The organism is Duganella sp. CY15W (assembly GCF_009857555.1).
In the GTDB taxonomy this organism is placed as follows: domain Bacteria; phylum Pseudomonadota; class Gammaproteobacteria; order Burkholderiales; family Burkholderiaceae_D; genus Rugamonas; species Rugamonas sacchari.
On record NZ_WWCQ01000002.1, the window covers coordinates 906,180 to 928,991 of the forward strand.

Here is a 22,812-nt window from a genome sequence, read left to right on the forward strand (position 1 = left end):
CGGAGCTGCCATGCCCTTCCAACTGTACGTCGATAGCCTTTACACCAGCCCTTACGCCCTGTCGGCCTTCGTGGCGCTGACCGAGAAGGGCTTGCCTTTCAGCGTGAAGACGGTGGATCTGGGCAGCGGCGAGCAGCGTCTGGCCGGCTATGCCGACCGCGCGTTGACGGGCCGCGTACCGGCGCTGGTCGAGGGCGATTTTGTGCTGACGGAGTCGTCGGCCATCACGGAATACTTGGAAGAGTCGTTCCCGGCGCCGGAATATGTGCGCCTGTACCCAGCTGACCGCCGCCAGCGCGCGCAGGCACGGCAGATTCAGGCCTGGGTGCGCAGCGACCTGGTGCCCGTGCGCCTGGAGCGCGATACGGAAACCGTGTTCTTCAAAAAGCCGTGCGCGCCGCTGACCGACACCGCGCAGCAGGCGGCCGCCAAGCTGGTGCATGTGGCCGGTCACCTGGTCCAAGGTCCGCAGAATCTGTTCGGCGACTGGTCGCTGGCCGATACCGACCTGGCCATCATGCTGAGCCGCCTGGTGCGCAACGGCGATGCGGTGCCGCAGAAGCTGCAGGAATACGTCGATTTCCAATGGCAGCGCCCCTCGTTGCAGGCCTGGCTGGCCAGGCACCAGCCGGGCTGAAAGTAGCGCTCGGGGTATAATGCCGGGATGACGTCTCCAACTTCTCCTGAGATCAGGCATCTCGGCAAAGCCGATTACGACAGCACGTTTGCCGCCATGCGGGCCTTCACCGACGCCCGCACGCCGGACACCCGCGACGAACTGTGGATCGTGGAACATGCGCCGGTCTACACGCTGGGCCTGGGCGCCGACCGTGGCCACCTGCTGGCCGGCGCATCCGGGATCCCCGTGGTGCAGACTGATCGCGGCGGCGAAGTCACCTATCACGGCCCTGGCCAGGTGGTGATTTACCTGCTCATGGACCTGCGCCGCAACAAGCCGGGCGGCAAGCTGTATGCGCGCCAGTTTGTGCATAAAATCGAGCAAGCCATCATCAATGTGTTGCAGGCGTATAATCTCGACGGTGAGCGCGTTGAAGGCGCGCCGGGCATCTACATGGCCGGCGGCGATCACAAAGGCGCCAAAATCGCCGCGCTGGGCTTGAAGGTGCGCGGCAACGGCTGCACCTACCACGGCCTGTCGCTCAATGTGGCGATGGACCTGGCGCCGTTTTCCTGGATTAATCCATGCGGCTATGCCGGACTGGAAACGGTCGATATGCGTACTGTTGGCGCGCAGGCAATGCTGTCCGATGTACAACAGCAACTCGCCGACGAACTGATCCGCGTACTGGCACCAAACGAATAAGACTTGATTATGACCACCGAAACCACGACTGCTTACAACCCCAGCGAAAAGCAAAAAGGCGCCAGCAAGACTTCGCGCATTCCGATCAAGATTGTGCCGGTTGAGCAGGTCGAGCGCTTGAAGAAGCCGGACTGGATTCGCGTCAAAGCCGGTTCGCCGAATACCCGTTTCTACGAAATCAAGGAAACGCTGCGCGAGAACAAGCTGGTCACCGTGTGCGAAGAAGCCAGCTGCCCGAACATCGGCGAATGCTTCGGCAAGGGCACGGCCACCTTCATGATCATGGGCGACAAGTGCACCCGCCGCTGCCCGTTCTGCGACGTCGGCCACGGCCGTCCGGATCCGCTGGACAAGGATGAGCCGACCAACCTGTCGCACACCATCGCCAAGCTGCGTTTGAGCTACGTCGTGATCACCTCGGTGGACCGCGACGACCTGCGTGACGGCGGCGCCGCCCACTTTGTCGAGTGCATCTCCAATACCCGCGCGCTGTCGCCGAAGACCCAGATTGAAGTGCTGGTGCCGGACTTCCGCGGCCGTCTGGAAAAAGCGCTGGCGATCTTCGCCGACGGCCTGCCGGACGTGATGAACCACAACCTGGAAACCGTGCCGCGCCTGTACAAGGAAGCGCGTCCGGGTTCGGACTATATGCATTCGCTGAAGCTGCTGAAAGACTTCAAAGCCATGTACCCGAACGTGAAAACCAAGTCCGGCATCATGGTGGGCCTGGGCGAAACCGACGAAGAAATCCTGCAAGTGATGCGCGACATGCGCGAGCACGACATCGACATGCTGACCATCGGCCAATACCTGGCGCCATCGAACAGCCACCTGCCGGTGCGCCGCTATGTGCACCCGGACGTGTTCAAGATGTTTGAAGCAGAAGCCTATAAAATGGGCTTCAAGCACGCCGCCGTGGGCGCCATGGTGCGCTCCTCGTACCATGCGGACGAGCAGGCCCACAACGTACTGGCCGCAGGCTAAAACAAAAGGCTCCGCAAGGAGCTTTTTTTTCGTCCCGATACCAGGCCAGGCCTGATTTGCAAAACTAGATGGTTTAAGCGTCGAGGCCTTTGAGCAGGACTTCGGCGACGGTCTGGTTCATGTCGAGGCCGCGCTCAGTCGCCAAGGCGTGCAGGCGTTTGACCAGTTCGTCATTGAGTTTGACGGCGAATGGCACCAGGCCCAACGCCTGGTCGCGTTTGCGTTGTTCGCGTTTGTCGATGACGGTATTGTCTGCCTTGCCGAAGCCTGCAGCACCCGGTGCCATCTTGCCCATCAGCTTTTTGGCATCGGCTTTGGCCAGATCTGTTTTCTTCATATTGCGCTCCGTTATAAAGACGCCATTCTACGCGTTAAAAACGATTGACCACGGACTGCGTTTTATCGGACTATTTCGAGTTGTTGGAATAGCCAGGAATAACCAGGAACAGCAGATGAGTGTACGCATTGAAGAATCGTGGAAGCAGCAGTTGCAAGCTGAGTTTGAACAGCCCTACTGGGAATCCCTGACCGCTTTCGTGCGTGCCGAATATGCGGCCACGCAGTGCTGCCCGGCCGGCAAAAACATCTTCCGCGCGTTCGACCTTACGCCGTTCAATGACGTGAAGGTGGTGATACTTGGGCAGGACCCGTATCACACGCCCGGTGCGGCGATGGGCTTCTGCTTCTCGGTCCCGGACGGCAATCGCCCGCAACCGAGCTTGCAGAACATCTTCCAGGAACTGCATAACGACCTTGGCCTCGACCGCCGCCAGACGGATCTCAGCGACTGGGCGCAGCAAGGCGTGTTCCTGTTGAACAGCGTACTGACGGTGCGTGCGCGTGAAGCCGGTTCGCACGCCAACAAGGGCTGGGAGACTTTTACCGACAGCGCTATCCGCCACCTGTCGCAGCAGCGCGAGAACATCGTCTTCATTTTGTGGGGCAGCTACGCCATCGCCAAACGCGCGCTGATCGACAGCCGCAAGCATCTGGTGATTACGTCGCCTCACCCATCGCCATTCTCCGCGCACAAAGGCTTCTTTGGCAGCAAACCGTTTTCACGCGCGAATGATTACCTCGCTGCGAACGGTCAAAGTCCGATCCACTGGGCCTGAACATCAAACGCGCGTTCGACGAACCACACTACCGCCACCAACGCAATCAGGGTTGATCCAGCGGTCAGCAAGCGGCGGTAGAACCAGGTGTGCCGCAGCCAGAACGCCAATGGCAGAAACGCGGCCACGATGCATAGCTGGCCGATCTCCACACCCAGATTGAAGCCGAACAGGCTGGCCAGCAGCGCCCCTTTCGGCAGCCCGAGGTCAATGAGCACACTGGCAAAGCCGAAACCGTGGATCAGGCCAAAGCCGAATGCCGCCCATGGCCGCCGTCCGCGAAACAGCGGGTAGAGGTTATTCACCGCAGCCAGGATCACCGAGGCGGCAATCGCCGATTCCACCAGCCGCGACGGCAGCGATATCAGCGACAGGCTAGCCAGCGTCAGTGTCAGCGAGTGCGCCAGCGTGAAGGCAGTCACCACTTTCAGCACGTCGATGAAGGCGCCGCGCAGATTATCGGCCGGCGCCGCCAGCATGACCGCTGGCAGCAGCAAGGACAGCAGGAACAGGATGTGGTCATAGCCGATCCAGATGTGCCACACGCCGTCTTTGACGTAGGCGCTGAATTGCTGCAATTGGTCGGGCGCCGCCAGGCGCAGGCGTTGCTGCGCATGGGCGGGTTCGAAGATCGCTGTGGAGGTAAGGCCGTCATGCGTCAGCCGCAGCAAGCCTTTGTGCTGGGGATCGAGGTCCGCAAACAGGTGGTAGCGGATGTCCAGCGTCGTCAACGGCGCCGGGCAGATTGCCTGGAAGCGCAGCACGCTGTAAGCGCCATCGGTATGGTCATCGATCAGCTGCTGGCCGGGGATGATGCGGCAAGGGCCGGCGTCAGCGGCAATCTGCAAGTGCTCCAGCGCGTAGGCCGCAATCGCTGCATGGCGGGCCTGGATTTCGCGCCATGTCAGTTGGCCATCGTCGTCCTGATCGAGACCGATGGCGTAGTCCAGGTCACGCAGTGCGATGTCCCATTGGCCTGTAATGCGTTCACCTTGCACATCGAGCGACAGGTAGCTGTCGCTGGGTTTGTGTGCCTGTGCGGGCAGCATGGCGCAGCACAGCAGCAGAAGCAGCATCAGACGTTTCATGATGTCCCCACTTTCAGCTGGCGGATCAGGCGTGCGGTCATTGCGTCTTCGGTGTGATGCTGGTTGACCCAGTCGAGCACTGGCTTGGCTGCGGCGGCGTCGCGTGCCTGTGCTGCGGCTTCAAGATAGATGCGGATGTCGGCCGGCTCCTTTTGCACAGCCCAGTTTTTGCGCGCGAGTGCCAGTGCTGCGGTGGCGTCGTGCCTTAGCAGCAGTTCAAAGCGTGCCTGCTCGCGCTGGTGCACGGTATCGCCACGTTGTGCTGCCGCGTCGAAGCGTGCTGCCAGTTCCTTGATGTCGGCTTGCAGGGCGCTGCTTTGGCCGGCCTGCTGCAAGGCCAGCGCGCGGCGCAGCAGCAGTGCGTCGATACGGCTTTGGTCGCGCAGCAGTGTCAATACTTCAGCGGCGCGGCCTTGCTCGAGCAGGAAGTCGGCGTAAGCGCCTTGCAGGTAGCTGTCGCGTGGATGGAGCGACAATGCTCGCCGGTAGCGCGTCTCCGCCGTGGCGCTGTCGCCGCGCCGTTGTGCCATTTCGGCCAGCAAGGTCGTGGCCCATACCTGCAGCTCCACAGGCGCATTCGGGCTACGTTCGGTGGTCAGGTCCAGCAGTTGTTCGCTGCGCTCCGCCTTGCCCGTTACCGTGCCGATGTTGGCGATACAGGTGATGGCGACCAGTTCGATCGACAAGCTGGACACCCGCGCGCAACTGGCCGTGGCGCCTGTGTAGTCGCCTTGGACCGTTTGTACTGTCGCCTGCGTCAGCCAGGCCTGCACATTGCGTGGCTCGGCTTCCAGTACGGCTTTCAAGTCGGCCAGCGCCGGTGTGAACTGGTGTGTGCTTTGCAGTAGCGTGGCGCGCAGCAGACGCACCGCTGGCGGTGGTGCTGTCTGGTTCCACCATGGCGCCAGCGCCGCCTGTGCATAGCCGAGATAGCGTGGGTCGGTTTCACTGCGGGCCAGTGCGATGTAGCGGCGGGCGATGGTGGTGGCCAGCGTGATGTCGTTCGGGCTGGCGTGCAGTTCGCTGCGCAGGCGCCGTAGCTCCTGCTGCACCGGGTCGCCCCGGCGCGGCACGGTTTCGACTATCTGCTGGCCGTTCGTGGGAATGTAGGGCGCCGCCTGTGCCGCTGCAGTGATGCAGCAGGCCAGCGCAAGGATAAATTGATGCATGATGGCGCCCTCCTGGTGCTTACTTCACTGCGACCGGTTCAGTGTCGTCGGGTGTGGTGACAGCCACCGCGTCCGTCGCTTGCGGTTCGGCGCTGGTCTCGCTGCCATCGCCGATGATCGCCACCACGGCAGTGACAAATGCATCAACCATGGCGACCGGTGGTTGTGGTGTGGTGGGCGTGTCTGGTGCGGACCAGTCATGGCTGCTGCCACCGCACGCGCTCAACACCAGCAGCATAATGAGGCCGAGGTATCTCATGGCGCCCTCCGCATCGCCTGTGCCACGGCGGCGCTTTGCGGCGAACCTGGCAGGGGCGTTTTCAGATACGGGAAGGCGGCCGTGAAGAAGCTGTCGTCAAGGTAGGCGCCATCGGTGAAGTGCAGGCCACCCGCCGGTGCATCGGTAGGCGCGCAGCCCAGGTTCAGCGTACACAGATTGCCCATCACCACACGCAGTGCGATATCCACCACGTCATCGCCAGGACGGCGGCCGTTGGGGAAACCGGCATTGTCGCCGCCGATGACGCCGAGGCGGTTTTGCTTGCCCATCGCGACCGTCGCCGTGCTGGTATTCAGGCGCAGCATTTCAGACGCGGTGACCGTGGCTGGCTGGTTCAGGCCTTTGACACCGGTGAGGAAGGTGGCCACCAGGTCGTTGCGCGGGAAGTTGGTAGGCGCCTTGGCGCCAGCGCTGCCGTACAGAATTTCAATCAGCGCGGGCAGCGTTGGATTGGTCACGTAGGTGGCAAACTGGGCGTCGCCCGATGGCTTGCTGGCGTTGAAGGTATCTTTGTCTTTGAGGCCGATCACCACTTCATTCACCAGCGGCATGCCGAGGCGCGAGACCTGCGTCCAGGCGCCGCCCTCTTTCGATGGCGTGCTGCTGTTCGGCGTTGGGTTCAGCAGACGGCCCTGGCGCACGCTGGCCGTGGTCCAGCCGCCGATGACCGGATCGCTGCTGCCGGACGCGGTCAGGCAGGACGCTGCGACTTCCATCTCTATCGCCGTGACGTTCTTGTCGGCCAGGTCGTCGTGTGCGGCCTTCTCGGCATTGGCGGCAAATTCCGTGGCTGGCGCTTTGATGTTCACCAGGTCAAACGTCTCGCCCAGGTTGACGACAAACGGATCCTTGCGCTGGCCGACAAACACGCGCGCCGGTGTGCTGCAACCGGGAATATTGACGCTGTAGACGTGCGCCGCCGCATACGCCGGGTAGTTCGGTATCGATTTATTGCCGATATTGTCGAGCGGCTTGTCGAAGGTGGTGCTGCCATCGGCAGCGTTGGTGACAGCGGCCCTGGTGCCGGTGCGGCGGTCGCCGCGCACCACGTTGATGGTGTAGGTTTCGCGCACATTGGCGCCCGGTGCATTAGGCGCGGCGATGGCGCCGCCGTTGATCACCAGCGGAATCGACACCTGCTTGCCCCCCACGGTCAGCTTGGTGTCCTTGTTGGTATTGGTGAAGCGGAACTGAAAGGTCAGGTCTTCCTTGGCGTCGCCGTTGTTGTCGATGTGGATTTCGTACAGTGCGTTGGGATCCATGGCAAAGTAGTTGGGACCACCGTAGGCATCCTGTAGCGGTACGTAGTCGGCGATGAGCGTGATGAAGTTGGCGCGGCCCGCTTCGTAGCTGCGGAACATATAGAAATCGGTACCGTCGATCTTGGGGCTTTGCGTGACGAATGGTGCTTCGCGATGGCTGGACGCCAGCGCTGCCGGTAAGCAGGCGCCGGCCAGCAAGCCTGCAATGGCAAGGCGTGCTGTGTGGTGGGTAATGGTTTGCATCTCGCTTCCTCCGAATGGGTGAACCTTCTGTGGGTACTGCAAGGCTGATATACGCGGCGCGTGGTGCGTCAGATTCAGATTCGATAAGATTTATTTTTTGGACTGATTTTCAGAAGAGTTCAGAAGTTGTGGCTGAGCGTTAAACGCAGCGTGCGTGGCTCAACAGGATGGAAGTGCACGTCGCTCACACCTTCCGCCGACTCGCCTGCCAGCCGCGAGGTGTAGAGGTAGTCGATATCGCTGGCGCGGCGGTTAAACAGATTGAAGCCGTCCAGCGTGAGCCGCGTGCGGTGGCTGAGCTGATAACCGATGCGGCCATATGCCAGCGTGGTCGCGGCCGAGCGTATGCTGTTGTCTTCAATCAGTGGCCGCTGGCCGAAGTAGCGCAGCTCAAGGCCGCCAAACCAGCGGCCGATGTCCTTTACGGTCACGCCAAATGACGCCACCTTGTTGAGGGCTTCCGGCACGTAGTTGCCGGCCGGGTCGCTGTCGCGATAGCGCGCACGCGAGGCGGACAGGTCGAGATCAAACAGCAGCCATGGTGCGGCAATATAGTGATTGCTCCATTCCACACCGGTGCGGCGGCTGGCACGGCTGGCTTCCGTCTGGCCGCTGTCGCCCGCATAGACCAGTTCCGAATCGATATCCAGCGTCCACAATGAGAACGAACTTTGCAGGCCGGGCAGCCAGCTGCTACGCACGCCCAGTTCAGCGCCGCGTGTGCCGACCAGCGGCGGTGCGGGCGCCGGCCCGGTGACGCCGCGCGCATCGTTGCTGTGGAAGCCTGCGCCGTAGTTGATGAAGTATTCGGTGTCGCGCCATGGCCCGAGTATCAGCGAGAGTTTGGGTGAAAATTTGTGCGCGCTGGCGCGGTCGTCGTTGACCTTGAAGCGGTAGGCGTCATAGCGCAAGCCGGCGATGCTGCGCAGCGATGGCGTCCAGTAGCTGGTGTTTTCCGCATACAGGCCAAGGCTGGCTTCATCGACGCGGTCTTCGCGCACGGTGCTGAGGCGCTGGCGCGCTGCGGTCGCATACAGGCCGATGGGCGCGATATGGTCGTAGCGTGTTTCGACACCCAGCTTGTTGCGCATGTCGATGCCGCCGATCTGGCTGAGCCACGCCTGGCTGGCGCTGGCGCCGCCCACGGTACGGCGTTCGCTTTGCTGGAACTGGTCGCCGTTGACCGGATCGTTGAGCAGGTAGGTAAAGTTGCTATACAGGTCCAGGCTCGAATGCAGCAGATAGGCGGAAGCTTCGGTGATGCGGTCGCTGTCGCGGCGGTGCATGTTCCAGGCCAGGCTGGTGCGCGCGGTGTTGCCACCATCGCTGGGATCAATGCCGCCAAAGCGGTTGATCAGGCCTGACTGCACGGCGCGCAGCGGCACCTGGTCGGTGGCGTTCCAGCGGTTGCGGTAGGCCATGGCGGTGATGCTGTAGCCGTCCTGCGCATCGCCGTGGCTGTAGCGCAGCGTGGCGCTGTATTTGCGGACCTGCTCCGGCGTCTGCCACGGGCCGTTGTTGCGGCTGAGTTCCAGACCATATAGCAGCGTGCCGTCGGCGGCGGCAAAAGAGTCGGCCAGCACGCCGCGCTGGTAGCCGTAGCTGCCCATGGTCAGGCTGGCGATACCCTGCTTTAGCTGGTCGCTGAGGCGGATGTGCGCCGCGCCGGCCGAGGAGAAATCGCCTTCGTCGGCAAAGTAACTGCCTTTTTTGTAGTCGATGCGCTGCACCAGTTCCGGTATCAGAAAATTGAGATCGGAATAGCCCTGGCCATGGGCGTTGCTGCGCATGTTGACGGGGACGCCGTCGACCCAGGTCGCAAAGTCGGTGCCGTGGTCCAGGTTGAAACCGCGCAGGAAGTACTGGTTGGCCTTGCCGTCACCACTGTGCTGGGTGACGATCATGCCGGGTACGAATTCCAGCAGCTCGCCGGTGCGCAGCGCCGGACGGTTGGCAATCAGGTTGGCAGTGACCGTGCCCTGGCTGGCCGCGTCGGTGGTGCCGATGGCATTGTCGTAATGGCCCAACACTGTCACGCTGGCCAGCGCAGCATCGCCTTCGGCTGCCGTGGCAGCGTCGAGCAGCGCGCAGCCCAGGGCCAGCATGGCGCCCGCTCTGTATTTGCAGATCATGTCATCCTCGCGTAGGTCTTGCTGATTGCTTCATGTTGTCAGCCATATACGCGTGCGGACCGGCGCCGGATTCAGAATTCTTTCGTGCTTCAGCGGTAATATGGTAATTTGCACACGCTTGAGGTTTCTCCCATTACGCAGCTCTACCGACAAGGCAAGCAGTGTCCGACGCCCATACCCTCGATCCGCAACAACTCCGCACCTGGCTGAATGGCGCTGCCCATCGCGATGCGGCAGCCTTCCGTTCCCTTTACGAAGCGACGTCAGCGAAACTGTTTGGCTTCGCGCTGCGTATATTGGTTAAGCGCGAACTGGCCGAGGAGGTACTACAGGAGAGTTTCGTCGCGATCTGGCATAACGCCGGCAGCTATCAAAGCCATCTGGCTGCACCGATGACGTGGATGACCACCATCGTGCGCAACAAGGCTTACGATCTGCTCCGCCGCAGCGATGATGCCGCCGAAATCGACAGCGACCAGTTTGACGCCGAAGTGATGAATGCTCTCCAAGACCCTGCTGCTACGCCCATCGAGGCACTGACCATGAGCCGTGACGCCAAGGCGCTGGCTTATTGCATGTCCGCGCTGGAAGGCATGCATCGCCAGGTGCTGGGGCTGGCCTTCTTCCATGATTTGTCGCACAGCGAAGTGGCGCAGCAGATGGCGCTGCCGATTGGCACGGTCAAGACCTGGATACGGCGTAGCCTGGAACGATTGAAGACCTGCCTGGCGAAAGGAGACCGCGCATGAATATCCGCGACAACGCTCCTTTGCGTGACAAGCTGGCGGCCGAATATGTGCTTGGCACGCTGAAGGGCGGCGCACGCCGCCGCTTTGAAGGCCATCTGCATAATGATGCCGCGCTGCGCCAGCTCACCGCTGAATGGCAGGACCGTCTGGTACCGATGGCGCAATTCGCCACCGCGCAGCAGCCGCGCAAGCAGGTGTGGACCGAGATTGAACGCCGCCTGAATCTGCGCCCTGCGCAGCGGGCGTCGTGGTTTGAGTCGCTCAACTTCTGGCGTTCGCTGGGTCTGGCGTCGACGGCGGTGGCGGCCTTGCTGGTCATGGTTATCGGCACGCGCGTGTTGCAGGCGCCGCAGCTGGATTATGTCGCTACGCTGACTGACGACAAGGCGCAAACCGCACTGCTGCTGACGGGCGACAGCAGCCATAAGGCGCTGACGGTGCGCCTGGTCGGCAATGCGCCGGTGGCCAGCGACAAGACGCTGCAGCTGTGGGCCGTGCCTAAGCAGGGCAATCCACGTTCGCTGGGCCTGCTGGCGGATCGCGGAGAGGTTAAACTGGCGTTGACCAGCAGTGCCATCAGCGACGACGTCGCGGTGCTGGCTGTTTCGCTGGAGCCGAAAGGCGGCTCTCCTGATCCGAATGGTCCTACCGGCCCTATCCTCTACAAGGGCGCGTGGGTCCGCGTAATGTAAAGAGAATTGAATATGGATGCTAGCAAATTCACCGTCGATTATTTCAACCAGTTCGGCAAGGGCACGCTGCCGGATTATCTGGGCATCATCATCACGTCCGTCAAGGAAGGCGAGATCGTGGCGGAGTTCACCGTCACGGGCAATCATCTTGCACCCAATGGTTTTCTGCATGCAGGCAGCGTGGTCACGCTGGCTGATACGGCTTGTGGCTATGCGTGCTTCTCGCATCTGCCGGACGGCGCGCAGAACTTCACTACCATCGAGCTGAAATCCAATCACCTCGGCACCGCGCGTGAAGGCACGGTGGTGGCGACGGCCAGCCTGGTGCACCAGGGCCGCACGACGCAGGTGTGGGATGCGACGGTGACCAACAAGGCCACTGGCAAAACAATAGCGTTGTTCCGCTGCACCCAAATGATTTTGTATCCCAAGTAAAATGACGGAGTTTTAAACTGATCTGATAAATTGCAGTAAAGCCTAGCCCCCGCTGAATTCTCTTTATCGTTTTTTCACAAGGACTGATATGAAAAAATTCATGAAGCTGGTTAGCTGCAGCATGTTGCTGGCGTCCTCGCTGGCAATGGCGCAAACGCCTTACACCGAGGACTCTACTTATCAAGGACTGGGGGGCAAGGAAGGGATCAGGAAGATTACCGATACCTTCGTCACCCTGATCACCACCGATCCCCGCATCAAGGACAGCTTCACTGACTTCGACATGAAGCAGCTGAATGTGCGCTTGCAGGAGCAGTTCTGCGAGTTCGCTGGCGGGCCATGCAAATACACTGGCAAATACCACGACAAGGCCATGGAAGGCGTCGGGCCGGTGCGCGATATGAAGACCGTGCACCAGGATCTGCAAATCACCAATGCCATGTTCAACGCCCTGGCTGAAGACTTACAAATCGCGATGGAGCAGCACAATGTTCCAAGTAGCGTCGCGCTCAAGCTGATCGCCAAACTCGCGCCGATGCAGCGCGACATCGTGACCAAGTAAGTGTGACCAAATAAGCGTGACCAAATAAGTCCGTCAGGAGTAGAACAATGAAAAAAATTATCCCAGCATTGATCGCTGTATTGGCCTGCGGCGCTGCTGCCGCAGCAAGCCCGGACATGGGCAAACTGCTTGCCACCGGTGGTGTCTCGCAAGTGGAAGGCGCCGGTGGTGGTGGCATCACGCCGTGGGCGCTGATCAGCGGCTATGGCACGCGTGACAGCTGGGGCGCCAATGCGCACTACACTTACGTCGGCACGCAAGACTACAAACTGAATAGCTATGGTGTGGCGGTCGGCATCGCAGACCGGCTGGAGCTGTCGCTGGCGAATCAGGAATTCAAGGGCAGCCTGGCGCCGCTGGACCAGCTGAACATCAAGCAGGACATCCTCGGCCTCAAACTCAAGGTGGCTGGCGATGCGGTGTATGAGCAGGACAGCTGGATGCCGCAAGTCGCCATCGGCATCATGTACAAGCGGAACAAGGGCATCGGCGGCCTTGGTGCGCTGGGCGTTACCAACGTCAAGCAGCTGGGCGCGAAGGACGATCATGGCTATGACTACTACGTCTCCGCCACCAAGATCTATCTGGAACAAAGCCTGCTGCTGAATGCCACGCTGCGCGCCACGCGTGCCAACCAGATGGGCATACTGGGCTTCGGTGGCGACAAGAATGATAGTACGCGCCTGATGCCGGAAGTCTCGGCCGCGTATCTCATCAACCGCAAGCTGGCGCTGGGCGCCGAGTACCGCCGCAAGCCGCACAACCTTGGCGTGGATAACGAGAAGGCGTATTACGACGTCTTCGTCGCCTGGTTCCCGACACGGAATTTCTCCGTGACGGCTGCTTATGCGGATCTGGGAGACATCACGATCTTCAATCCGAAGAAGCAGCACGGCCTGTACCTGTCGCTGCAAGCGGGCTTCTAGTAGGATTTGTAGGGCAGGAATTTACCGCTCAGGACCACCTGCACGCGGTCGCCCTTGGGATCGGCTTCCCGTTGAATATCCATCGAGAAGTCGATCGCACTCATGATGCCATCGCCGAATTCTTCGTGGATCAATTCCTTGATGGTGGTGCCGTAGACGCTGACGATTTCGTACCAGCGGTAGATCAGCGGGTCGGTCGGCACGGCGGTGGGCAGCGAGCCTTTGTAGGGCACGATCTGCAGCCATGCGGCTTCTTCATCGGTAAGCCCGAACAGTTGCTGCGCCTGGTCGGCCTGCGCGCGGCTGAAGGTCATCTGGCCGAGCAGCGCGGCGGTCGTCCATTCCTTGCTCTGGCCAAAGTGCGTGGCGATTTCCGTCCAGCGCATATTGCGCGCGACTTTGGCGGACAGGATTTTTTGCGTGACTTGGTTGCGGTCCATGGTGGCTTCCCTGGTTGGTTGAGGAAGCCATCAGCGATGCAAGCGGCGTGCCAAGGGTGGCTGATTAGCCGTTCAAGGACTCCGCCAGCAGCTTATGCAGTGCTGCGAAATCCGGTTCGCCCAGATAGCGCTTGAGGATTTTGCCGTCCTTGCCGATGACGAAGGTGGTTGGCGTCATGGCGACGTTGCCGTAAGCCTTGGCCGCCGAACCATCCGTATCCAATGCCACCTTGAACGGCAGCTGGCGCGTTTCCGCGTAGTTGAGCACGTAGTTAGGCGGATCGTAGTTCATCGCCACGGCGACAAACTCCATGCCCTGGCCTTTGAACTTGTTGTAGGTATCGACCATCTTGGGCATTTCGGCCACGCACGTGGTGCAGGAGGTGGCCCAGAAATTGACCATCACCACCTTGCCCTTGAGGCTCTCCGGCGTGATCTTGTCGCCCTTGATACTGAGGAAGGTCAGTTGTGGTGCCACCTCGCGCTTGGATACCGTGGCGTAAGCGCCAAATCCGATGGCGGCGATCGCTACGGCAGCGATCACCGGTTTAACCCAGGCGCGAGATGAGGTACTCATGATTGGTTGCTTTGCGTGTTGGTGGAGGACGATTTAGGCTGGTAGGACTTCCACTCTTCCTCGGTGATGTATTCAAACACCTTGACCACCTTGGTCACGCCGCTGACGCCGCGTGCGATGTCGGCGCCGATCTGGCCTTCGCGCTGGGTCACACGGCCCTGCAGGTAGACCACGCCGCGCTCGGTGACGACCTGATACGAGTTGGCGGAAATATCCTTGGCATCCACCAGGCTGGCTTTGACCTTGGTGGTGATGATGGTGTCGCTGGAGCGCGAGGTGTAGCTCGACGGGCCGGCGATTTCCAGTTCGTTGATGACGTCAACCACGCCTTCGATGGCGCGGATTTCGCGTTCGATGGAGGCTTTCATGGCTTCATCGCGGACTTCGCCGGTCAGCAGCGCGCGGCGGTTGAAGCTGTTGATGTTGACGTGTGCAGCACTGCCACCGACATTGTTGACCTTGACGCTGGACTTGACCTCAATCGCACGGTCTTCCGTCTGCGCGCCAAAAGTGCGGCGGTCGGTGGCCGCCAGCGTACCGGAAATTGCACCGCCCGCGACCACAGCCACGCAGCCCGAGAGCGACGCCAGCATGGCGCCGCACAGCACGCTCATGGCCAGCGGACGTTGTACTTTTTTCCAGATAGCGCTGGCATTACTCATTCACATCTCCTCCGAACAGGGCGACGTCGATGCCGTCGCAAATGCAGTGTATGGTGACCAGGTGGACTTCCTGGATGCGGGCAGTACGGTCATGCGGTACACAGATATGGACATCGGCATCGGTCAGCATCTTGCCAATGGCGCCGCCGCCCTTGCCGGTCAGCGCCACGACGCGCATCTCGCGCTCCAGCGCGGCCTCGATGGCGGCCATGACGTTGCCCGAGTTGCCCGAGGTGGAGAACGCCAGCAGGATGTCACCGGCCTGGCCGAACGCCTGCACCTGCTTGGAGAAGATCTCGCGGTAGCTATAGTCGTTGGCCACGGCCGTCAGGATCGACGTGTCGGTGGTCAGCGCGATGGCTGGCAGCGGGAAGCGCTCACGCTCGAAGCGGCCGACCAGCTCGGCAGCAAAGTGCTGGGCGTCAGCAGCGGAACCACCATTGCCGCACACCAGAATCTTATTGCCGTTGGACAACGCCAAGAACATCATCTCGATCGCCTGCGCAATGTGCGGGGCGAGGACGGTGGCGGATTGGATTTTGAGTTCAGCACTTTCGTGGAAGTGCGAGAGGATGCGTTGATTATTCATAGTGTGCTGATTATAGTGCAGTCGCCCGGCTGACCGGACAAGCGCTGTTAAAAATGCTTACATCTCGAGGACGTTTTGTACCCATGATAACTTTTCTTCGTCGATAGCAATCAGGTCGAAGCGGCACGGCGGCGGAATTTTGTGGCGTAAAAGATAATATTGTGCCGCGCGGAGCAGGCGCTGCTGCTTGGCCGGCGTCACGCTGTAGACCGCGCCGCCGAATCTGGCGCTGGCGCGCTGGCGGACTTCCACAAACACCAGCACCGGCCCTTCCAGCATGATGAGGTCGATTTCTCCGGCCTTGCACAGGAAATTGCGCTCTAGCAGCGTCAGTCCCTGGTCCTGGAGGTGGGCCAGCGCGCGGTCCTCGCCCTGCCGGCCCAGCCGCTGCTGTGGGGTGCGCGGCATGCCATCCTCATGGCTGCGTGACTGGCAGCGGCGCGCCGTTCTGGTACACGGCTGACTGCTCGATGCGCTCGAAGCTGGACGGCCCCTGGCCAAAATCAATCGTCAGCTTGCCGGTGACGCCGTCCAGATGGAAGCGGCCCGCCGGCTGGCGGCCGATTTCACGCGCCACGCGGAAAGCATCGATGCCCAGCGCATACAACCGCGCCATGTCGGCGCTGCCGACGCCGGTTTGCAGCTGGCGCGGGTAGACCATCACGGCCGGATGGTCGCGCTGCACCTGCCATGGCAGATCCAGCAGGCGCACGCCGTCCAGGTCCTGGGTCGGGAAATTGTTCACGCGGCCTGGATTCAGGGCCGAGGTGCCGTAAATCGGCAGGCTGCTGAACTGGTCGGTGGCGGCTGGCGGTGGCGCCGGCAAGGCGTCGGCCGTGCTGAAAATCGGATTGGTGGGTTCGGTGGTCATGACGCTGGCCAGCGCCAGACGCAGCTGGCGGGTCTGGTCGGCGCCCATGGCGGAAAACAGCAGTGCTGGCGGCGCCTGGCGCAGGCGCGCCCGTAACTGCACCAGTTCGTGATCGCTGAGATAGCCGTCGGGCGCGCTCAGTTCGATGGTCTGGACGGGCCGGCTCAGGCGTTGCCACTGACCGGCAAACGCGGCCGCAACGCGGCGCTGCCAGGCGGTGCTGGTGGTGAGCACCAGCGCGGCGCCGTCCGGCTGTTCGGCGGCGGCCCACTGGGCGGCCTGGCGTGCCTCTTCCTCAATCGACAGGCCGATCGCCACCATCTGCGGCGGCAGCGATGCCGCACCCTGCTGGCCATAGCCTTCCGGATAGTTCAGGGCGATGGTGGGCTTGCTGACCAGCGGGCTGGCCGCGACCGTGGCCACGGCCGCGCGCGACAGCGGACCGACCACGATGTCCTGATTCTGCAAGGCGTGGGCGTAGACCGACAGAATGTCCTGCGGCACGTCGCCGGTTTCCAGCACGGTCACGGTAATATTGTCACGGTCGCGCTCCCAGGCGGCCATGAAGCCGGCGCGCAGTGATTCTGCGGCGGCGCCCAGCGTTTCCGAGCGCAGCGGTAGCAGCAGGCCGATGCGTACCGGGGCGTTGGATGGCGCAGCACGGTCATCGTCCGCGCGGGTAATGGCGGGCGGCTCGGCGCGCGGCGCCAGCTGGCTGCGGTCTTCGTCCACGGCGCCGGGCATGCTGATGGAGAAGGTTTCCGCTGGCGGCAGCGGCGGCTCGGGCGGCGGTTTTGGCAAATCGCGCTGGATGGGCGGCGCAACTACCGGCGGCGGGCTTGTTTTTGCTGGCTGGGGCGAGCACAATCCACCCGGCGCGTTGCAAAACGGCGTGCTACATGCACTCAGCACTGCGGCAGTTATGCACAGCAGCGTCAACCTCACACTTTTCATCCTACCCCCAATGAGCGACCACGTATCCAGTTCCATCGCCAGCCTGCCCGTCCTGGGCGAAACTGCGCACCAGAGCTATCCTAGCGCAACCTTGTACGTCGTGGCGACCCCCATCGGCAATGTGACGGATATTAGCCTGCGTGCGCTGCACGTCTTGAGCCTCGTCAATGCTGTGGCCTGCGAAGACACGCGCAACACCGCCACCTTGATGAACCGCTTTGGCTTGCACAAGCCGCTGATTGCCGCGCATCAGCACAACGAGCGCGAGGCGGCCGAGATGCTGATCGCCCGCCTGCAGGCTGGGGAGCGGATTGCGCTGGTGTCGGATGCGGGCACGCCGGCCGTGTCCGATCCGGGCGCGCGCATTGTCGATGCGGTGCGGGCGGCTGGTCTGCGCGTGCTGCCGCTGCCGGGCGCATCAGCGGCGGTGACGGCCTTGTCGGCCAGCGGACTGGTCAACGATCAATTTTATTTTGTCGGCTTCCTGCCGGCCAAGGCCAAGCAGCGCGAGAATTTCCTCGGCACCTTGCGCCCGGTGACGGCCACCATGGTGTTTTATGAAGCGCCGCACCGGATCCTGGACTGCGCCACTGCGTTGGCGTCCGCGTTTGAACCGACGCGCCAGGTCGTGTTCGCGCGTGAGCTGACCAAGATGTTTGAAGAAATCCACCGCTGCCCGCTGTCCGAGGCGCAAGCGTGGATCAAGGCCGACGGCCACCGCGAGAAAGGCGAATTTGTCGTGCTGCTGGAAGGCGCGCCGCCCGCCGATGATGAAAACGATGCAGAAGCGGACCGCATCCTGCAAATCCTGCTGGCTGAACTGCCTGTTAAACAGGCAGCCGGCCTGGCCGCGCAAATCACCGGCCGCAAGAAAAACGCCTTGTACGACCGCGCCTTGCAACTCAAGGACGAAGCTTAAAACTTACAGTGCTTGTCCAGCGCCCAGAATAGCGGCGCCAGCAGGCCGGCGCCGGAGGCCGATTTGAGGCAATCGGTCTTTTTGGCACCTTCCATTTTCTTGGCCAGCTCGCTGCCCGTCGGTTCGGGATTGATCGGGTGGGCTTCCAGCTGGGCGGCCAGCGTGCCGGCCGGCGCTTTCTCCTTGGCCACACCGCGCGCGGTTTTCAGCGCCGCACTCATATCAAATTGCTTGGGCTGCTGCTCGGGATGGAGCGGATCGGCCGCGGGTGGCAGCGTGATCGCCTGCGATTCGGCCGGTGTAGGCTGTACCTGCTCCGCAATGGTTGGCGCTGGCGTGCGCTCACGCGGCGCCGTGTGTACCGGTTCACGCGGCTCGCGCTTGAGTGGTGGAGGTGGCGACGGAGGTTCGACCTTGGCAACGGTTTTAGGTGGCGGCAACGGCTGCAGCCACACCGTCATCGCCTTGGCCGGCTGCTCCGCCGCTGGCGGGCTGGACAACCGGTAGCCAAACAGCAGTACTGCGTGCAGCAGCACCGAGATAACAACACCTGCAATAATGCCCGGACGCCGGACCTGGCCGGGTGGATCGAATGAAAATGTGGTGCTCATGATTTTTCGATAATAACATCGTTTTGCAAGAGCTCTTGACGACCTCCGCGCCAGACTGTATTATCTTGCTTCTTCGGAGTGTAGCGCAGCCCGGTAGCGCACCTGGTTTGGGACCAGGGGGTCCAAGGTTCGAATCCTTGTACTCCGACCAAGATTCAAGAAAAAGACCCGAGAGTTTCGACTCTCGGGTCTTTTTTTTCGTCCAAACAAATCCGGGGTCAGTTCTTGCAATCCAACACAAGCTCAACAGCTACAAGGCTGAGCTCGTGTTGGATTGCAAGAACTGACCCCGGATTTTAGCCGGCGCGTTTGGCGGCGATGGCGTTGCCCGCGCGGCTGGCGCCTTTGCGGTTCAGGAACTGGGAGATGAACTGGCCGGCATCCACGACGATGTCGAGATCAATGCCGGTGTCGATGCCCAGGCCCTGCATCATGTACAGCACGTCTTCGGTGGCGACGTTGCCGGTCGCGCCTTTGGCATACGGGCAGCCGCCCAGCCCCGATACCGATGAATGGTAGATCGAGATGCCCACTTCCAGGCTGGCGTAGATGTTGGCCAGCGCCTGGCCATACGTATCGTGGAAGTGGCCGGACAGGCCGTCCACGCGGAACTCGCGGATGGCGCGCTCCATCACGGCTTGCGTCTTGCGCGGCGTGGCGACGCCGATGGTGTCGGCGATGTCGATTTCATCGCAGCCCAGGTCGCGCATGCGGCCGACCACATCTGCCACGGCATCCAGCGGCACTTCGCCCTGATACGGGCAGCCGAATGAGCAGCTGATGCTGCCGCGCAGGCGGATGCCACGCTCTTTGGCCGCCTTGGCCACACCTTCAAAACGCGCGATCGATTCGGCGATGGAGCAGTTGATGTTCTTTTGCGAGAACGCTTCCGAAGCGGAGCCGAAGATCACGACTTCGTCGGCCTGCGCTGCCAGCGCCGCCTCAAAGCCCTGCATGTTCGGCGTCAGTGCGGAATAGATCACGCCCGGCTTGCGGCTGATGGCTGCCATGACTTCGGCGCTGGTGGCCATCTGCGGCACCCACTTCGGCGACACGAAAGCCGCCGCTTCGATGTTCTGGAAACCGGCGCTGGTCAGGCGGTTCACCAGTTCGATCTTGACGTCGGCCGGGACGTTTTCCTTTTCGTTCTGCAGGCCGTCGCGCGGGCCGACTTCGACGATTTTGACTTTCTTCGGTAAGCTGTTCATTTCAGTATCCCAGTGTGCGGTCGACCAGGCCGGCGACTGGTTCGCCGGCTTCGGTCTTGCGGATTTTATCGGCGATCTGCTGCACGCTTTCGCGGCGCAGCGTCAGCGCGGAGATGTGCGGCGTGATGGTGATGCGCGGCTCCTGCCAGAACGGATGCTGCGCCGGCAGTGGCTCATTGCGGAACACGTCCAGCGTCGCCGCCGCGATGTGGCCGGATTTGATCAGCGTGAGCAGATCCGGTTCCGCCAGATGCGCGCCGCGCGCGACGTTGATGATGTACGAACCCTCCGGCAGCTTGCACATATTGGTGCGGTCCATGATGTTGCTGGTGTCCGGCGTCAGCGGCAGCATGCAGACCAGCGCGCGGGTGCCGCGAAGGAAGGTGTCCAGGCCATCTGCGCCATGGAAGGTCTGCACGCCCGGTACGTTCTTTTCGGTGCGGCTCCAGCCGCGCAGCGGGAAGCCGAACGGCGCCAGCGCTTCCAGCACGCGCATGCCCAGTACACCCATGCCCAGTACGCCGACTGAGAAGTCCTGCTTGTGATGCTGCGGCAGCGGCGCCCATTGGCCGGCGCGCGCCTGCGCCTCGTATTCGTCAAAGCGGCGGAAGTAGCGCAGCACGGCGTGCGTGACATATTCGGCCATCTGCACCGCCATGCCCGCATCTTCCAGGCGGATGATGGGCACATGCTGCGGCAAGGCGTCGCCGAACTTGAGCAGCGCGTCCGCGCCTGCTCCGGTGATGAAGATGGCCTTGACGGTGGCCAGCTCCGCCAGCATGGCCTCCGGCGGCGACCACACGACGGCGTAGTCGCACGCCTGGCATTTTTCGCCGGCATGCCAGATTTCGATTTCGGCTTCAGGCAGGTATTTGGCGAAATCCTTGATCCACGGCTCGGTTTTGCCGTCCGCGCGGTGTAGCAAAATGCGCATGGTGTTTCTCCTTATGCCGCCTTGAAGGCCAGCAGCGGCGCACCGTCTGCCACCTGGTCGCCGACGGCGTAGAGGATGTCGTCCACCACGCCGTCATGCGGGGCGGCGATGGTGTGTTCCATCTTCATGGCTTCCATGATGACCAGTGCTTCACCTTTTTTCACTTCCTGGCCTTTGGTGGCAAGGACGGCGACTACTTTGCCGGGCATCGGTGCGGTGAGGCGGCCGCCTTCGGCTTCGGTTTCGCCGGCGTGCGCCATCGGGTCGTTCCAGGCCAGCTGGTAGTGCGCGCCGTTGGCGTAGACGTGGAACATGTCGCCGTCGCGCAGCACGGTGCCGTGCGTGGCGGTGGCGCCCAGTTTGATGCTGTAATCGTTACCGTCACGCGCTGTCAGGCTCAGAGGCTGCGGTTGTTCGCTGCTGCTGGCGCTGAACAGCCAGTCCTCAGGGCGATAGGTGACGTAAGTGTCGTAAGCCGCATGCTCGTCGTTGAACGCAAGCTTGCGCGCGTAGGATTGGTTCATACGCCAGCCGCTGGTCTGCGCCCATGGATCGGCCGCAGGTTTGCGTTCCGACGACAGCAGCGCGGTCGCGGCCAATGCCAGTACGCTTGCCGGCGCCGCCTGTGCGGCCGGGAACAGGCTGTCATGGTTACGCTCGATGAGGCCCGTATCCAGATCGGCAGTGGCGAAGGCCTGGCCTTCCACCAGGCGTTTCAGGAAGGCGATGTTGCTGGCCAGGCCGACGATCTGGTACTGCGCCAGCGCTTGCGCCATGCGGGCCAGCGCCTGCTTGCGGTCCGCGCCCCAGACGATCAGTTTGGCGATCATCGGATCGTAGAACGGCGAGATGGCGTCGCCCTGGCGCACGCCGGAGTCGATGCGCACGCCGGCGGGTGCGTCAGCTACGCCGCCCAGTTCAAACGAGACGGCGCCTGGTGTGCCGAGGTGGCGCAGCGTGCCGATCGACGGCAGGAAGCCCTTCTCCGGATTCTCCGCGTAGATACGCGCTTCGATACTGTGACCGTTGATGGTCAGTTCGTGCTGCTGCTTCGGCAGCGGCTCGCCAGCGGCAACGCGCAGCTGCCATTCAACGAGGTCGGTGCCGGTGATCATTTCGGTCACCGGGTGTTCAACTTGCAGGCGGGTGTTCATCTCCATGAAGTAGAACGAACCGTCCTGGTTGGCGATGAACTCCACTGTGCCGGCACCCACGTAACCGACAGCGCGGGCCGCCGCGACGGCTGCTTCGCCCATCGCCGCGCGGCGTTCAGCGCTCATGCCGGGGGCTGGCGCTTCTTCCAGCACTTTCTGGTGACGGCGCTGCACCGAGCAGTCACGCTCGAACAGATAGATGCAGTTGCCGAGCGTGTCGGCAAATACCTGAATTTCAATGTGACGCGGACGCTGGAGGTATTTTTCCGCCAGTACCTTGTCGTCACCAAAGGAGCTGATCGCTTCGCGCTTGCACGACGCCAGCGCATCCTTGAACTGCGCCGAGTTTTCGATCACCCGCATGCCCTTGCCGCCGCCGCCGGCCGAAGCCTTCAGCAGTACCGGGTAGCCGATCTTGTCGGCTTGCGTGTGGAGGAAATCGGCATCCTGCTGCTCGCCGTGGTAGCCAGGCACCAGCGGCACATTGGCTTTTTCCATCAGCTGTTTTGCCGCCGACTTGGAGCCCATGGCGCGCATGGCCGATGCTGGCGGGCCAATGAACACCAGGCCTGCTTCGGCGCAGGCATCTGCAAACCCGGCGTTCTCGGACAGGAAGCCGTAGCCGGGATGGATGGCCTGCGCACCCGTCGCCTTGGCGACGGCGATGATCTTGTCGCCGCACAGATAGCTCTCTTTGGCGGCAGCGGGGCCGATCAGCACTGCTTCGTCGCACACGGCGACGTGCTTGGCGTTGGCATCCGCTTCCGAATAGACGGCGACGGTCTTGATGCCCATGCGGCGTGCGGTAGCAGCGACACGGCAGGCGATTTCACCACGGTTGGCGATCAGAATTTTTGTAAACATCGTCTCTCTCTTTGCAGCTTATTTTGTAAATTTGCTGGAAGTTTTTTTATCGTGACGTTCAGTGCGAC

Annotated in this window: 26 protein-coding genes and 1 tRNA gene; 11 read left to right on the forward strand and 16 right to left on the reverse strand. The window is 62.0% G+C overall.

Translation table 11 applies throughout. The features are described from left to right. The first annotated feature begins 10 nt into the window (after positions 1-10). Genes yfcF through lipA form a run of 3 tightly spaced genes read left to right on the forward strand, consistent with a single transcriptional unit; the run spans position 11 to position 2,308 of the window. On the forward strand, positions 11-637 hold the full coding sequence (gene yfcF, locus GTP58_RS13570; RefSeq protein WP_161077899.1) for a glutathione transferase: 627 nt from the start codon (positions 11-13) through the stop codon (positions 635-637). A gap of 27 nt (positions 638-664) precedes the next feature. Next, positions 665-1,324: a lipoyl(octanoyl) transferase LipB gene (gene lipB / locus GTP58_RS13575; RefSeq protein ID WP_072783124.1), complete on the forward strand. Its 660-nt coding sequence runs from the start codon at positions 665-667 to the stop codon at positions 1,322-1,324. 9 nt (positions 1,325-1,333) lie between these two features. Further along, positions 1,334-2,308, forward strand: a complete 975-nt coding sequence (lipA, locus tag GTP58_RS13580; protein ID WP_161077900.1) for a lipoyl synthase — start codon at positions 1,334-1,336, stop codon at positions 2,306-2,308. 73 nt (positions 2,309-2,381) lie between these two features. Here the strand turns inward: lipA and GTP58_RS13585 are convergent, their stop codons facing one another. Further along, positions 2,382-2,645 carry a hypothetical protein gene (locus GTP58_RS13585; RefSeq protein WP_072783126.1) on the reverse strand — a complete coding sequence of 88 codons (264 nt, stop codon included), beginning with the start codon at positions 2,643-2,645 and terminating at the stop codon, positions 2,382-2,384. Between the two features lie 115 nt (positions 2,646-2,760). Between GTP58_RS13585 and GTP58_RS13590 the strand changes: the two genes are divergently transcribed. Continuing rightward, positions 2,761-3,423, forward strand: a complete 663-nt coding sequence (locus GTP58_RS13590; RefSeq protein ID WP_161077901.1) for a uracil-DNA glycosylase — start codon at positions 2,761-2,763, stop codon at positions 3,421-3,423. Here GTP58_RS13590 and GTP58_RS13595 read toward each other — a convergent pair. The 5 genes from GTP58_RS13595 to GTP58_RS13615 all read right to left on the reverse strand — a co-directional run bounded on the left by GTP58_RS13595 (position 3,399) and on the right by GTP58_RS13615 (position 9,597). Then, on the reverse strand, positions 3,399-4,511 hold the full coding sequence (locus GTP58_RS13595) for a HupE/UreJ family protein (protein ID WP_202413653.1): 1,113 nt from the start codon (positions 4,509-4,511) through the stop codon (positions 3,399-3,401). The two genes, GTP58_RS13590 and GTP58_RS13595, sit on opposite strands and share 25 nt — an antisense overlap. Next, positions 4,508-5,680, reverse strand: coding sequence for a tetratricopeptide repeat protein (locus GTP58_RS13600; RefSeq protein ID WP_161077902.1), 1,173 nt, complete (start codon positions 5,678-5,680; stop codon positions 4,508-4,510). Before GTP58_RS13600 ends, GTP58_RS13595 begins: the two co-directional genes overlap by 4 nt. A gap of 19 nt (positions 5,681-5,699) precedes the next feature. After that, on the reverse strand, positions 5,700-5,939 hold the full coding sequence (locus GTP58_RS13605) for a hypothetical protein (protein WP_161077903.1): 240 nt from the start codon (positions 5,937-5,939) through the stop codon (positions 5,700-5,702). Continuing rightward, a complete protein-coding gene (locus GTP58_RS13610; RefSeq protein ID WP_161077904.1) occupies positions 5,936-7,465 on the reverse strand; it encodes a DUF4331 domain-containing protein in 1,530 nt (509 codons plus the stop codon). The genes GTP58_RS13605 and GTP58_RS13610 overlap by 4 nt, the downstream gene beginning before the upstream one ends. Positions 7,466-7,584: 119 nt before the next feature. Further along, complete coding sequence (locus GTP58_RS13615) at positions 7,585-9,597, reverse strand: TonB-dependent receptor (protein WP_161077905.1); 2,013 nt, start codon at positions 9,595-9,597, stop codon at positions 7,585-7,587. Positions 9,598-9,758: 161 nt separating this feature from the next. Between GTP58_RS13615 and GTP58_RS13620 the strand changes: the two genes are divergently transcribed. The 5 genes from GTP58_RS13620 (at position 9,759) to GTP58_RS13640 (ending at position 12,961) form a co-directional block, all read left to right on the forward strand. Continuing rightward, positions 9,759-10,346, forward strand: a complete 588-nt coding sequence (locus tag GTP58_RS13620; protein ID WP_161077906.1) for a sigma-70 family RNA polymerase sigma factor — start codon at positions 9,759-9,761, stop codon at positions 10,344-10,346. Next, positions 10,343-11,038 carry an anti-sigma factor domain-containing protein gene (locus GTP58_RS13625; protein WP_161077907.1) on the forward strand — a complete coding sequence of 232 codons (696 nt, stop codon included), beginning with the start codon at positions 10,343-10,345 and terminating at the stop codon, positions 11,036-11,038. Before GTP58_RS13620 ends, GTP58_RS13625 begins: the two co-directional genes overlap by 4 nt. A 12-nt stretch (positions 11,039-11,050) precedes the next feature. Further along, a complete protein-coding gene (locus GTP58_RS13630; protein WP_161077908.1) occupies positions 11,051-11,473 on the forward strand; it encodes a PaaI family thioesterase in 423 nt (140 codons plus the stop codon). Positions 11,474-11,573: 100 nt separating this feature from the next. Then, positions 11,574-12,035, forward strand: coding sequence for a group 1 truncated hemoglobin (locus GTP58_RS13635; RefSeq protein WP_229215562.1), 462 nt, complete (start codon positions 11,574-11,576; stop codon positions 12,033-12,035). A 47-nt stretch (positions 12,036-12,082) separates the two neighbouring features. Then, positions 12,083-12,961 (forward strand): DUF3034 family protein, encoded by an 879-nt coding sequence (locus GTP58_RS13640; protein WP_161077910.1) that lies wholly within the window; start codon positions 12,083-12,085, stop codon positions 12,959-12,961. Here the strand turns inward: GTP58_RS13640 and cynS are convergent. The 6 genes from cynS to GTP58_RS13670 form a co-directional block, all read right to left on the reverse strand. Further along, positions 12,958-13,401 (reverse strand): cyanase, encoded by a 444-nt coding sequence (gene cynS, locus GTP58_RS13645; RefSeq protein WP_072783145.1) that lies wholly within the window; start codon positions 13,399-13,401, stop codon positions 12,958-12,960. The genes GTP58_RS13640 and cynS overlap by 4 nt on opposite strands. Positions 13,402-13,465: 64 nt before the next feature. Then, the gene (locus GTP58_RS13650) at positions 13,466-13,978 is read right to left on the reverse strand and encodes a peroxiredoxin (protein ID WP_072783147.1); all 513 of its coding nucleotides are present in this window, start codon (positions 13,976-13,978) and stop codon (positions 13,466-13,468) included. Beyond that, positions 13,975-14,640 carry a BON domain-containing protein gene (locus GTP58_RS13655; protein WP_072783149.1) on the reverse strand — a complete coding sequence of 222 codons (666 nt, stop codon included), beginning with the start codon at positions 14,638-14,640 and terminating at the stop codon, positions 13,975-13,977. The genes GTP58_RS13650 and GTP58_RS13655 overlap by 4 nt, the downstream gene beginning before the upstream one ends. After that, complete coding sequence (locus GTP58_RS13660) at positions 14,633-15,229, reverse strand: phosphoheptose isomerase (RefSeq protein WP_072783151.1); 597 nt, start codon at positions 15,227-15,229, stop codon at positions 14,633-14,635. The genes GTP58_RS13655 and GTP58_RS13660 overlap by 8 nt, the downstream gene beginning before the upstream one ends. A gap of 57 nt (positions 15,230-15,286) precedes the next feature. After that, a complete protein-coding gene (locus GTP58_RS13665) occupies positions 15,287-15,637 on the reverse strand; it encodes a YraN family protein (RefSeq protein WP_161077911.1) in 351 nt (116 codons plus the stop codon). 7 nt (positions 15,638-15,644) lie between these two features. Continuing rightward, positions 15,645-16,901 carry a penicillin-binding protein activator gene (locus tag GTP58_RS13670; RefSeq protein ID WP_229215563.1) on the reverse strand — a complete coding sequence of 419 codons (1,257 nt, stop codon included), beginning with the start codon at positions 16,899-16,901 and terminating at the stop codon, positions 15,645-15,647. Between the two features lie 163 nt (positions 16,902-17,064). On the opposite strand from GTP58_RS13670, the gene rsmI reads away from it, so the two are divergent. Continuing rightward, entirely contained in the window at positions 17,065-17,973 is a 909-nt protein-coding gene (rsmI, locus tag GTP58_RS13675; protein ID WP_161077913.1) for a 16S rRNA (cytidine(1402)-2'-O)-methyltransferase, read from the forward strand. On the opposite strand, the gene GTP58_RS13680 is transcribed toward rsmI, so the two are convergent. Further along, positions 17,970-18,584 (reverse strand): hypothetical protein, encoded by a 615-nt coding sequence (locus GTP58_RS13680; RefSeq protein WP_161077914.1) that lies wholly within the window; start codon positions 18,582-18,584, stop codon positions 17,970-17,972. The two genes, rsmI and GTP58_RS13680, sit on opposite strands and share 4 nt — an antisense overlap. 74 nt (positions 18,585-18,658) lie before the next feature. Between GTP58_RS13680 and GTP58_RS13685 the strand changes: the two genes are divergently transcribed. Then, positions 18,659-18,735 (forward strand) — tRNA-Pro (locus GTP58_RS13685). 145 nt (positions 18,736-18,880) lie between these two features. On the opposite strand, the gene GTP58_RS13690 is transcribed toward GTP58_RS13685, so the two are convergent. The 3 genes from GTP58_RS13690 to GTP58_RS13700 are packed head-to-tail and all read right to left on the reverse strand — an operon-like array spanning position 18,881 to position 22,744. Next, positions 18,881-19,792 carry a hydroxymethylglutaryl-CoA lyase gene (locus tag GTP58_RS13690; RefSeq protein WP_161077915.1) on the reverse strand — a complete coding sequence of 304 codons (912 nt, stop codon included), beginning with the start codon at positions 19,790-19,792 and terminating at the stop codon, positions 18,881-18,883. Between the two features lies 1 nt (position 19,793). Continuing rightward, the gene (locus tag GTP58_RS13695; RefSeq protein ID WP_072783164.1) at positions 19,794-20,726 is read right to left on the reverse strand and encodes a glyoxylate/hydroxypyruvate reductase A; all 933 of its coding nucleotides are present in this window, start codon (positions 20,724-20,726) and stop codon (positions 19,794-19,796) included. A gap of 11 nt (positions 20,727-20,737) precedes the next feature. Next, complete coding sequence (locus GTP58_RS13700) at positions 20,738-22,744, reverse strand: acetyl/propionyl/methylcrotonyl-CoA carboxylase subunit alpha (RefSeq protein ID WP_161077916.1); 2,007 nt, start codon at positions 22,742-22,744, stop codon at positions 20,738-20,740. Between the last annotated feature and the right edge of the window lie 68 nt (positions 22,745-22,812).